Origin of the sequence: Paracraurococcus ruber (assembly GCF_004353985.1) — a bacterium.
GTDB lineage: Bacteria > Pseudomonadota > Alphaproteobacteria > Acetobacterales > Acetobacteraceae > Paracraurococcus > Paracraurococcus ruber.
Genome location: NZ_SMOA01000200.1, coordinates 1 through 10,336, shown reverse-complemented (window position 1 = coordinate 10,336; position 10,336 = coordinate 1). Strand labels below are relative to the sequence as shown.

The window sequence follows — 10,336 nt, the reverse complement described above, 5'->3', positions numbered from 1 at the left end:
GGCCGCGGGCTTCGGCGCCGCCGCCCGGTTCGCCGCCGGCCGACCCTGCCGCGGCCACCGAGGCGGCCGCCCGGCCGGCGGAAACCGGCCTGGCCCGCGCGAATGGCCGGCAGGTGCGCCTGGCGCCCAGCCAGCCCGGGCTGCTGCCGGATGTCGCGGCGACGGAGGCCGAGCCGCCGGGGCATGAGGGCCACCGGGCCCGGATGCGGCAGAAGCTGCTGACCGGCGGGCCGGACGCGGTGCTGGACCATGAACTGGTCGAGATGGTGCTCTTCCTCGCCCTGCCGCGCCGCGACACCAAGCCGATCGCCCGGACCCTGATCGCCCGCTTCGGCAGCTTCGCCAATGCCATCGCCGCCCCGCCGATCGAGCTGCGCGGCGTGCAGGGCCTCGGCGATGCCGGCGTCGCCGCGCTGAAGATCATCCATGCCGGCGCGCTCCGCCTCACCCAGGCGGAGGCGAAGAAGATCCATGTCCTTAACAGTTGGGACAAGCTGATCGACTACCTGACGGCGCAGCTGATGCGGGAGAGGGTGGAGCATGTGCGCGTGCTCTACCTCGACACCCGCAACCGGCTCATCCTCGATGAGGCGCAGGGGAAGGGCACGGTGAACCACACGCCGATCTACCCGCGGGAGGTGGTGAAGCGCGCGCTGGAGCTGCAGGCCACCGCCATGATCCTGGTCCACAACCACCCAAGCGGCGACCCCACCCCGTCCCGCGCCGACATCGAGATGACCGGGGAGATCAAGGCAGCGGCGCAGGTCTTCGGCATCGTGCTGCACGACCACATCATCATCGGCAACGGCATGCATGTGTCCCTGCGGCGGGAGGGTCTGCTGTGATCCCGCTGCGGTTGACGCCGGGCGCCGCCTGCCCGCAGGGTCGGCCCATGCGTCCGGCCCCGTCCATCGCCCGAAGCCTGGTGCTGCTGGCCGCCTGGGCCGGCCTGGCGACCGCCGCGGGTCTTCCCGCCTCGGCCCCCGCCTGGGCGCAGGGCAAGCCGCCGCCGCTCGATGGCGGCGGGGGCAAGCCCGGCGCGGTGCCGCAATCCATGCCCACGGGCAAGCCGCCGCCGCTGCCGCCGGGCAGTGATCCCTTCGCCGGCGGCGGCGCGCAGGGGGCGCGGCGGCAGGTCTCCTCCGGCACCGGCTTCGTCGTCGCGCCCGGGCGGCTGCTGACCAACTGGCATGTGGCGGAAGGCTGCGCGGAGATGCGCGCCCGCACCCCGCGCGGGGCCGAACTGCCGGCGACGGTGGCGGCGCGCGACCCGGAACGGGACCTCGCCCTGCTCTCGGTGGCGGGCGACCTCGGCCCGCCGCTGCCCTTCCGGGCGGCGCCCGAGGTCAGACGGGGGGAGGGCGTGGTCACCTACGGCTTCCCGCTGGCCGGCATGCTCAGTTCCGGCGCCACCCTCACCACCGGCGATGTCTCGGCGCTGTCCGGCCTGCGCGACAACCCGCGGCACTACCAGATCAGCGCACCGGTCCAGTCCGGCAATTCGGGGGGGCCGCTGCTGGACATGTCCGGCCGGGTGGTGGGCGTGGTGGTGTCCAAGCTGAATGCCCAGCGCATCGCCCAGGTGACCGGCGACCTGCCGCAGAACGTGAATTTCGCGGTGAAGGGGTCGGAGGCGCTGGAATTCCTGCAGCGCAACGGCGTGCGGCCCGCCCTGGGCAGCACCCGTGGCGGCCTGACCCCGGCCGATGTGGGGGAGGTGGCGGAGCCCTCCACGGTTCTGCTGCGCTGCCTGCGGTAGTAGGGTCCGGGCGGCGACGGCGGCTTGCGTTCCGGCCGGAACGCTGCACCGCTGTCGGCCATGGAGCGCGGAGCGGCTCCACGCGGCGCGGCGTCCCCGCCGCGCGCGACCGCTCCCGGCAGGAGGAACGCCCGCATGACCCGTGACCAAGGCCCCGCCGATCCCAGTGCCCGCGGGGGGCGCTGACCGATGCGGCGGATCGATGCGCGGACGCTGAAAGCCTGGATCGCGGATGGGCAGGAACTGGCCATCCTCGATGCGCGGGAGGATGGCGAATTCGGCAAGTCCCACCTGTTCTGGGCCAATCCCTGCGCCCTGTCGCGCGCCGAGTTCCGCGCCCGCCACCTGCTGCCGCGGCGCGGCGTGCGCATCTGCTGCGTGGATGGCGGGGAGGGCGGGCTGGCCGAGCGGCTGGCCGGCTACCTGGGCAGCATCGGCTGCACCGATGTCGCCGTGCTGGACGGCGGGACGCCGGCCTGGGCGGCGGCGGGCTATGTGCTGTTCTCCGGCGTCAACGTGCCCTCCAAGGCCTTCGGGGAGTGGGTGGAGCACCATTACGAAACGCCCTCCGTCGATCCCGCCGAGCTGAAGGCGATGATGGAAGGCGGCACCGACATGGTGGTGCTGGACAGCCGGCCGATGGACGAGTTCCGCCGCATGTCCATCCCCGGCGCCGTCGATGTCCCGGGCGGCGAACTGGTCTACCGGATCGGCGAGATCGCGCCGCGGCCGGAGACCACCATCGTGGTGAACTGCGCCGGCCGCACCCGCAGCATCATGGGCGCCGAGAGCCTGCGGCGCGCCGGCCTGCCGAACAAGGTCGTCGCCCTGCGCAACGGCACCATGGGCTGGGAGCTGGCAGGCTTCGCCTGCGACCGCGGGAAATCCGCCAGCTTCCCGCGCGGCACCCCGGCCAGCCTGGACCTGGCCCGGCAGCGGGCGCAGGGCTTCGCCGAGAGCTGGGGCGTGCGGGTGGCGGACCGCGCCGGCCTCGCTGCCATGCTGCGGGAGGAGGGGCGCACCACCCATGTCCTCGATGTCCGGGATCCCGAGGAATACCTGGCCGGCCATCTGCCCGGCAGCCGCATGGCGCCGGGCGGGCAGCTGGTGCAGGGCACCGACAATTGGGTGGCGGTGCGCGGCGCGCGGATCGTCCTGGTGGACGATACCGGGGTCAGGGCGCGCATGACCGGCGCCTGGCTGCGGCAGCTCGGCGGCTGGGAGGTCTTCGTGCTGGAGGACGGGCTGGCCGGCCCGCTCGAGACCGGGCCCTGGGTGCCGGACTGCCCGGAGGCGGCGGCGCTCTCCCCCGCCACGGTCACGCCGGCCGGGCTGGCGGCGGCGCTGGAGGCCGGGACCGCGCAAGTGGTGCAGCTGTCGCGGTCGCTCGACTTCCGGGAGGGGGCGCTGCCCGGCGCGCTCTGGGGCGTCAGGACCCGGCTGGCATCGCTGCGCGACCGGTTGCGGCCCGGGGTGCAAGTGGTGCTGGCGGCGTCGGAGGAGGCGATGGCGCGGCTGGCGGTGGCGGAGGTCGAAGGGTTCGGCCTCGGCCCCGTGGCGGTGCTGGCGGGCGGCGTGCCGGCCTGGAAGGCCGCGGGCCTGCCTCTGCAGGCCGATCGCCGCAACCCGGCGGATGCCGACTGCATCGACGTCTATCTGCGTCCCTATGACCGCAACGATGGCGTCGAGGCGGCGATGCGCGAATACCTCTCCTGGGAGATCGACCTGGTGCATGAGGTCGCGCGCGACGGCGATGCCCGCTTCGGAGCGGTGAAGACCTGATGGCGGGGTCCGGGGCCAGGCTTTGGCCCCGGCGGGGGCATGGGGGCAGAGCCTTCATGGTGTCCCGCTGGGGCGTTGCGGTCCTGGACGCGCTGCTGCCCCCCCATTGCCTGACCTGCGACGCCGGCGTGGACGCCCAGGGCAGCCTCTGCGCCGCCTGCTTTTCCGGCCTGTCCTTCGTCACGGCGCCGCAATGCGAGCAGTGCGGCGTGCCCTTCCCGCATGCCGGGGCCGGCCCGCTCTGCCCCGGCTGCGCGGCGCGGCCGCCGAGCTTCGACGCGGCGCGGGCGGCGCTGCGCTACGACGCCGGGTCGCAGCGGCTGATCCTGCCCTTCAAGCATGCCGACCGGACCGAGTTGGCCGGCCCGCTGGCGCGGCACATGGCGCGCGCCGGGGCGGCGCTGCTGGCGCGGGCCGAGGTGGTGGCGCCGGTGCCGCTGCATTGGCGGCGGCTGGTGTCCCGCCGCTACAACCAAGCCGCGCTGCTCAGCGGCCGGCTGGCCCGCCAGGCCGGGCTGCCGCATCTGCCCGGGCTGCTGCGCCGGGCGCGGCCGACGCCGCCGCTGGGCGACAAGGGCGCGGCGGAGCGGGCGGCGCTGCTGGAGGGCGCCTTCACGGTGGCGCCGCGCGGCGCGGCGCGCATCGCCGGCCGGCGGGTGCTGCTGGTCGATGACGTCATGACCTCCGGCGCCACGGCCGAGGCCTGCACCCGTACCCTGCTGGCGGCCGGCGCCGCGGCGGTGGACGTGCTGGCGGCGGCGCGGGTGCCGGACCCGCGGCTGGAGCGTGTCGCCGGCGGGGCGTGAGCCCCCCCGAGCCCGCAGACCAGCAGCCCGCCACCCCGCAGCCCGCACCGCATCGAAGGCCGAAGCCTGCCGCGCGCTGCGCTGTCCGCGGCCGGGGCCAGGCTGCAGGCCCGCGGCACGGGCAGCCGGCGCGGCCGCCGGATGCCCCGGGCCTTCGACCGGGTCGCGGCGTCCCGCACCCGGCCGCCACGCGCATGAGGCATTCCGCTCCGGCTCGCTAACGATACGCTGCGGCGCATGGCTAGGGTCTTCCCCTAAAGCAACCCTGGCGCGCATGATCCGGCTGTCCTGGTAACCGGGTGTTCAGGCAGTCGAGGCAGCCTCTCCGCGTCCGGCAGGCAGCAGGAGGCCGCATGTCACAGACCTTGCAAGGCATCCAACCGGCGGCGACCCCGCCCTCACCCTTCGCCGTGCCGGTGGTGCGGCGCATCGGGGCCGGGGAGAGGGGGGCGGATTCGCCCGGGCGGCTGATGACGATGGTGGCGGTGGGCTTCCTGCTGGCGAGCCCGGTGATCACGCTGCTGGTCTGGCTCAACTGACCCCTGCTTGACCCCGGGGATGCAAGGACCAAAGTGGCGGGAATGGCCAAGGTCGAGATCTACACAACCCCCTTCTGCCCCTTCTGCGACCGCGCCAAGGCGCTGCTCGCCCGCAAGGGGATCGCGTTCGAGGAGCTGGATGCCCCGCACGGCTCCCAGGCCCGCAAGGACGCGATCGCGCGGTCCGGCGGGCGCACCACGGTGCCGCAGATCTTCATCGACGGGCAGGCGATCGGCGGGTCGGACGACCTGGCGGCGCTGGACCGCGCCGGCAAGCTGGACACTCTGCTGGCGGCCTGAGGGTCCGGCCAGGGCAGGACGCCCCGGGGTCGTGCCAGCGTCTTTCGCATTGCGAAGGATTTGGCACTCGTCTCCGCCGAGTGCCACCCTATAGTGAATGACAAGGGCCCCGGCCTTGCCGCGGGCCAGGGAAAGCTCGGGATGATCCATTACGATCTGCGCTGCAGCGCGGGGCACGAGTTCGATGGCTGGTTCAAGGACAGCGCGGCCTTCGACAGGCAGGCGAAGGCCGGCTTCGTCGAGTGCCCGGTCTGCGGCGCGACGGAGGTGGCCAAGCGCCTGATGGCGCCGGCCATCCCGAGGAAGGGGCGCACCCGGGTGAAGGACCTGCCGGCCGTCCCGCCCGCGCCGCCGGCCGAGATGCCGGCGACCGCCCCGGCGGCGGCCGGGCCGATGCCGGCGCAGGTGGTGGCGCTGCTGCAGCGCATGCGGGCCGAGGTCGAGAAGAGCTGCGACTATGTCGGCACCGAGTTCGCCGAGGAGGCGCGGAAGATCCATCGCGGCGAGAGCGACCGCCGCGGGATCTATGGCGAGGCGTCCGATGCCGAGGCCTCGGCGCTGCGCGAGGAGGGGATCGAGGTGGCGCGCCTGCCCTGGGTGCCGCGCGCCGACGGATGATGCCGGCAGCCGCGTTGCCTGACCCCGGGCTGGCCGCGGCGCCGGACGCGCCCCGCCGCCCCGGCACTCCCCGGCGCCGCGCCGTCGACGCTCACCCGCCATGCGTTTGGGCAGGTCCGGGGCGCGGCCGCCCGGCGCCTTCGGGCGCCCGGACCGACACCAGGGATCCTCCCGGATGACCTTCGGCATGGCGCTGCTGCTCTGCCTCGCCGCCCTGCCGGCCGCCGCCCAGGGGTGGGAGGGCGGCTGGGCCCGGGGAACGCTGCGGGACTACGACGCCTCCGGCCGGGCGCTGGGCCGGCAGGAGAGCCGGGACGGCACCACGAAATTCTACGACAATTCGGGCCGTGCCACCGGCCGGGCCGAGGACCGTGACGGCACCACCCGCTTCTACGACCCCTCCGGCCGTGCCACCGGCCGGGCCGAGGCGCGCGACGGCACCACCCGTTTCTATGATCCGTCGGGCCGTGCCACCGGCCGCGCCGAGACGCGGGACGGCGTGACGCGCTTCTACGACAATTCCGGCCGCGTCACCGGCCGGTCGGAGGAGCGCGGCGGGGTGATCCGCCGCTACGATCCCTCTGGCCGCCGCACCGGCGAGGCCCGGCGGAACTGACCGGCCGGCACGGCGTGCCGGTCGGGGCAGCCAATTAGGGGCGGCCGATCAGGGGCAGCGGGTCAGGGGCGGGTCGCCAGCACCATGTAGTTGATGCCGACATCGCGGACGGTGCTCCAGCGCCCGGTCAGCGGGTCCATGGCCAGGCCGGTGATGTCGGCCACCCGCAGCCCGGCCTGGCGCAACTCGGCCCCCAACTCGGCCGGGCGGACGAACATCCGCCAGTCATGCGTGCCCACCGGCAGCAGCCGCAGCAGGTATTCGGCACCGAATTTGGCGAAGGCCCAGCTGCGCGGCGTGCGGTTCAGGGTGGAGAGCACCACCGTCCCGCCCGGCTTCGCCAGCCCGGCCAGGTGTCGGCAGAAGGTCTCCCGGTCGGCGACATGCTCGATCACCTCCAGCGCCAGCACGGCATCGAAGCGGCCCGGCGCCTCGGCCAGCAGGTCCTCCGGCCTTCCGTCCCGGTAGTCGATCACGAGGCCGCCGGACGCGGCATGGGCGCGGGCGGCCGAGAGCGCCTCCCCGGCCGCGTCGAGCCCGGTGACCGTGGCGCCCGCCTTCGCCAGCGCCTCGCTGGCCAGGCCGGCGCCGCAGCCGACATCCAGCACCGCCAGCCCGTCCAGCGGCCGGGCCGTGTCGGGGTCCCGCCCATGCCGGCGGGCGAGGCGGGCGATGATCCAGCCCATCCGGGCCGGGTTCATGGCGTGCAGCGGCCGCATCGGGCCGCGCGGATCCCACCAGGTCGCCGCCAGCCGGTCGAATTTCGCGATCTCCGCCCCGATCGCCGTGCCACCCGCGGCCATAGCCATGCGCCCCGTCCCTTCCGGGTCCCTCGCGAATGTTGCAGCGCGGGGACCGGGTGGGTATCTGTGCCCCCCTTCGCCCGGGCGCAACCGCGCGGCGCCCGCACCACCGACCCCGTTCCCCGGAAGCGCCCCTTTATGGCCCGCATCGTGATGAAGTTCGGCGGCACCTCCGTCGCCGACCTCGACCGCATCCGCAACGTCGCCACCCGCGTGAAGCGGGAGGTGGAGGCCGGCAACGAGGTCGCGGTGGTGGTCTCCGCCATGTCGGGCGTGACCAACCAGCTGGTGAAATGGTGCCAGGAGCTGTCGCCGCTGCACGACGCGCGGGAATACGACACGGTGGTGGCGACCGGGGAGCAGGTGACGATCGGCCTGCTGGCCATCGCCCTGCAGACCATCGGCGTCGATGCGCGGTCCTGGCAGGGCTGGCAGGTGCCGATCGTGACCGACGGCGCGCATGGCAAGGCCCGGGTCGAGCGGATCGAGGGCGCGACGCTGATCGAGCGGATGCGGCAGGGCCAGGTGCCGGTCGTCGCCGGCTTCCAGGGCGTCGAGCCGGTGCGGAACCGGGTGACGACGCTGGGCCGCGGCGGCTCCGACCTCTCGGCGGTGGCGCTGGCGGCGGCGGTGAAGGCCGACCGCTGCGACATCTACACCGATGTGGACGGGATCTACACCACCGACCCGCGCATCGTGCCGCGCGCCCGCAAGCTCGAGAAGATCTCCTACGAGGAGATGCTGGAACTCGCCTCGGTCGGTGCCAAGGTGCTGCAGACCCGCTCGGTCGAGCTGGCGATGAAGCAGCGGGTGCGGGTGCAGGTGCTGTCGAGTTTTTCCGATGCGCCAGGATCCCTGGTGGTGGATGAGGACGAGATCGTGGAACAGCCCATCGTGAGCGGCATCGCCTATTCGCGGGACGATGCGAAGGTGACGCTGCGGCGGGTGCCGGACCGGCCCGGCATCGCCGCCGGCGTCTTCGGCGCCCTGGCCACGGCCAATGTGAACGTCGACATGATCGTCCAGAACATCGGCGCCGACGGCACCACCGACATGACCTTCACGGTGGGCAAGGCCGACCTGGCCCGGGCGCAGGACGTGCTGGAGAAGGCGCGTGGCGAGCTGGGCTTCGACACCATCCTGGCCGACCCGGAAGTGGCGAAGATCAGCGTCGTCGGCGTCGGCATGCGCAGCCATGCCGGCGTGGCCAACACCATGTTCCGGGCGCTGGCCGAGAAGGGGATCAACATCCAGGTCATCTCGACCAGCGAGATCAAGGTGAGCGTGCTGATCCCGGGCGACTACACCGAGCTGGCGGTGCGCGCGCTGCACACCGCCTATGGCCTCGACGGCCCGGCGGCTTGAGCATGGACACGCTCGCCCCCGTGGCCGCCCCCGCCGACGCCGCCGCCGCCGCCGCGCTCGACCGGCTGATGGCGCGCGGCGCCGCCTTCTTCGGGTCCCGCGTCGCCATCATGGGCGGGGCGATGAGCTGGGTGAGCGAGCGCAACCTGGTCGCCGCCCTGTCCAATGCCGGCGCCTTCGGCGTCATCGCCTGCGGCGCCATGGAGCCGCCGCGGCTGGCCGAGGAGATCGCCGCCACCCAGGCGCTGACGCAGCAGCCCTTCGGCGTGAACCTCATCACCATGCATCCGCGGCTGGACCAGCTGGTGGAGGTCTGCCTGGCGGCCGGGGTCGGCCATATCGTCTTCGCCGGCGGTATCCCGCCCGGCGCGGCGATTAAGGCGGCGAAGGCGGGCGGCGCCAAGGTGGTCTGCTTCGCCCCGGCGCTGGCGCTGGCGAAGAAGCTGGTGCGCAGCGGCGCCGATGCGCTGGTGATCGAGGGATCCGAGGCCGGCGGGCATATCGGCCCGGTCTCGCTGAACGTGCTGGCGCAGGAGATCCTGCCCACGATGGCGAAGGAGGTGCCGGTCTTCGTCGCCGGTGGGATCGGCCGGGGGGAGGCGATCCTGTCCTACCTGGAGATGGGCGCGGCTGGCGCCCAGCTCGGCACCCGCTTCGTCTGCGCCGCCGAGAGCATCGCGCATCCGAAGTTCAAGCAGGCCTTCCTGCGCGGCGCGGCGCGCGACGCGGTGCCGACGGTGCAGATCGACGAGCGCTTCCCGGTCATCCCGGTGCGTGCCCTGGTGAACGAGGGCACCAAGCGCTTCATGGAGCACCAGGCGAAGGTGCTGGCGCGCTTCCAGGCCGGCGAAGTCGGGAAGGAGGATGCCCAGCTCGAGATCGAGCATTTCTGGGCCGGTGCGCTGCGCCGCGCGGTGATCGATGGCGATGTCGAGCAGGGCAGCCTGATGGCCGGCCAGAGCGTCGGCATGGTGACGCGGGAGCAGCCGGCGGCCGAGATCATCGCCGAGCTGGTCGACCAGGCCCGGGCGGCGCTGGCGGCGCGCTGGCCCGGTGCTGCGGCGTGACCCCATGGCGGCGCGCCGGCCGGTTGCGGTCAGTCGCGTGACGTCTCGCGGGCGGGCCGAGAATTCGGTTTGCTCACTCATCACGCGCGGGTTACATCGCCGGGCGTGCCCGGCGACATGAAACGACTGTCCTCACACGAGATTTCGAACGCTGAGCCGGCCCGGCTGGGGGCCGAGCTGCGCGATGCGCGCGTATCGCTCGGGCTGACGATCGAGGATGTGGCGCAGGCGCTGCGCATCCGCCGCGTCTATCTCTCGGCGCTGGAGGATGGGCGGATCCGCGACCTGCCCGCCCCGGCCTATGCGGTGGGCTTCGTCCGCACCTATGCGCGTGCCCTGGGGCTGGATGCGGATGAGATGGTCCGCCGCTTCCGGGAGGCGAGCGGGCCGACCGTGGCGCGCAAGACCGACCTGGTCTTCCCCGAGCCGGTGCCCGACCGCGGGGTGCCGGCCGGCGCGGTGATCCTGGGCGGCGTGGTGCTGGCCATCGGCGCCTATGTCGGCTGGTACCAGTGGTCCGGCAGCGGCAACCGGGTGGTGGATGCGGTGCCGCCCCCGCCGCCGGCCATCGAACTCGCCCTGCGGGAGGGCAGCCCGCCGGAAGCGCCCGCCGTCGCGCCATCGGCGCCGCAGGCGCCGAGCCCCACCTCCGCCGCCGCGGCGCCCTCGGCCGGCGCCAGC

12 protein-coding genes are annotated in these 10,336 nt (G+C 73.9%); 11 read left to right on the top strand and 1 reads right to left on the bottom strand.

Features of this window, described 5'->3' with window-relative positions; all coding sequences use genetic code 11:
* Positions 1-140: 140 nt before the first annotated feature.
* The 8 genes from radC (at position 141) to E2C05_RS23870 (ending at position 6,420) form a co-directional block, all read left to right on the top strand.
* Positions 141-845, top strand: coding sequence for a RadC family protein (gene radC, locus E2C05_RS23905; protein WP_240046874.1), 705 nt, complete (start codon positions 141-143; stop codon positions 843-845).
* A 47-nt stretch (positions 846-892) separates the two neighbouring features.
* Positions 893-1,759 carry a S1 family peptidase gene (locus E2C05_RS23900; protein ID WP_133222152.1) on the top strand — a complete coding sequence of 289 codons (867 nt, stop codon included), beginning with the start codon at positions 893-895 and terminating at the stop codon, positions 1,757-1,759.
* Positions 1,760-1,948: 189 nt separating this feature from the next.
* Positions 1,949-3,541 carry a rhodanese-like domain-containing protein gene (locus E2C05_RS23895; RefSeq protein WP_133222151.1) on the top strand — a complete coding sequence of 531 codons (1,593 nt, stop codon included), beginning with the start codon at positions 1,949-1,951 and terminating at the stop codon, positions 3,539-3,541.
* Between the two features lie 56 nt (positions 3,542-3,597).
* Positions 3,598-4,347, top strand: coding sequence for a ComF family protein (locus E2C05_RS23890; RefSeq protein ID WP_133222150.1), 750 nt, complete (start codon positions 3,598-3,600; stop codon positions 4,345-4,347).
* 353 nt (positions 4,348-4,700) lie between these two features.
* The gene (locus E2C05_RS23885) at positions 4,701-4,886 is read left to right on the top strand and encodes a hypothetical protein (RefSeq protein ID WP_133222149.1); all 186 of its coding nucleotides are present in this window, start codon (positions 4,701-4,703) and stop codon (positions 4,884-4,886) included.
* A gap of 42 nt (positions 4,887-4,928) precedes the next feature.
* Positions 4,929-5,186: a glutaredoxin 3 gene (gene grxC / locus E2C05_RS23880; RefSeq protein ID WP_133222148.1), complete on the top strand. Its 258-nt coding sequence runs from the start codon at positions 4,929-4,931 to the stop codon at positions 5,184-5,186.
* 141 nt (positions 5,187-5,327) lie between these two features.
* Positions 5,328-5,804 (top strand): DUF1178 family protein, encoded by a 477-nt coding sequence (locus E2C05_RS23875; protein ID WP_133222147.1) that lies wholly within the window; start codon positions 5,328-5,330, stop codon positions 5,802-5,804.
* Between the two features lie 175 nt (positions 5,805-5,979).
* Positions 5,980-6,420 (top strand): toxin-antitoxin system YwqK family antitoxin, encoded by a 441-nt coding sequence (locus tag E2C05_RS23870; protein WP_133222146.1) that lies wholly within the window; start codon positions 5,980-5,982, stop codon positions 6,418-6,420.
* Between the two features lie 62 nt (positions 6,421-6,482).
* Here the strand turns inward: E2C05_RS23870 and ubiG are convergent, their stop codons facing one another.
* Positions 6,483-7,223 carry a bifunctional 2-polyprenyl-6-hydroxyphenol methylase/3-demethylubiquinol 3-O-methyltransferase UbiG gene (gene ubiG, locus E2C05_RS23865; RefSeq protein WP_133222153.1) on the bottom strand — a complete coding sequence of 247 codons (741 nt, stop codon included), beginning with the start codon at positions 7,221-7,223 and terminating at the stop codon, positions 6,483-6,485.
* A 138-nt stretch (positions 7,224-7,361) separates the two neighbouring features.
* On the opposite strand from ubiG, the gene E2C05_RS23860 reads away from it, so the two are divergent.
* From E2C05_RS23860 to E2C05_RS23850, 3 genes are all read left to right on the top strand, one after another.
* Complete coding sequence (locus tag E2C05_RS23860) at positions 7,362-8,588, top strand: aspartate kinase (protein ID WP_133222145.1); 1,227 nt, start codon at positions 7,362-7,364, stop codon at positions 8,586-8,588.
* Between the two features lie 2 nt (positions 8,589-8,590).
* On the top strand, positions 8,591-9,655 hold the full coding sequence (locus E2C05_RS23855; RefSeq protein ID WP_133222144.1) for an NAD(P)H-dependent flavin oxidoreductase: 1,065 nt from the start codon (positions 8,591-8,593) through the stop codon (positions 9,653-9,655).
* 117 nt (positions 9,656-9,772) lie between these two features.
* A partial coding sequence (locus E2C05_RS23850) for a helix-turn-helix domain-containing protein (protein WP_133222143.1) occupies positions 9,773-10,336 on the top strand: 564 nt, incomplete at its 3' end.

Bases quoted from the DNA above. Each gene is read 5' to 3' on its own strand.
- E2C05_RS23900 (WP_133222152.1), top strand. From the start codon at position 893: ATGCGTCCGGCCCCGTCCATCGCCCGAAGCCTGGTGCTGCTGGCCGCC.
- E2C05_RS23875 (WP_133222147.1), top strand. From the start codon at position 5,328: ATGATCCATTACGATCTGCGCTGCAGCGCGGGGCACGAGTTCGATGGC.
- ubiG (WP_133222153.1), bottom strand. From the start codon at position 7,223: ATGGCCGCGGGTGGCACGGCGATCGGGGCGGAGATCGCGAAATTCGAC.
- grxC (WP_133222148.1), top strand. From the start codon at position 4,929: ATGGCCAAGGTCGAGATCTACACAACCCCCTTCTGCCCCTTCTGCGAC.
- E2C05_RS23870 (WP_133222146.1), top strand. From the start codon at position 5,980: ATGACCTTCGGCATGGCGCTGCTGCTCTGCCTCGCCGCCCTGCCGGCC.
- E2C05_RS23890 (WP_133222150.1), top strand. From the start codon at position 3,598: ATGGTGTCCCGCTGGGGCGTTGCGGTCCTGGACGCGCTGCTGCCCCCC.
- E2C05_RS23855 (WP_133222144.1), top strand. From the start codon at position 8,591: ATGGACACGCTCGCCCCCGTGGCCGCCCCCGCCGACGCCGCCGCCGCC.
- E2C05_RS23885 (WP_133222149.1), top strand. From the start codon at position 4,701: ATGTCACAGACCTTGCAAGGCATCCAACCGGCGGCGACCCCGCCCTCA.
- E2C05_RS23895 (WP_133222151.1), top strand. From the start codon at position 1,949: ATGCGGCGGATCGATGCGCGGACGCTGAAAGCCTGGATCGCGGATGGG.
- E2C05_RS23860 (WP_133222145.1), top strand. From the start codon at position 7,362: ATGGCCCGCATCGTGATGAAGTTCGGCGGCACCTCCGTCGCCGACCTC.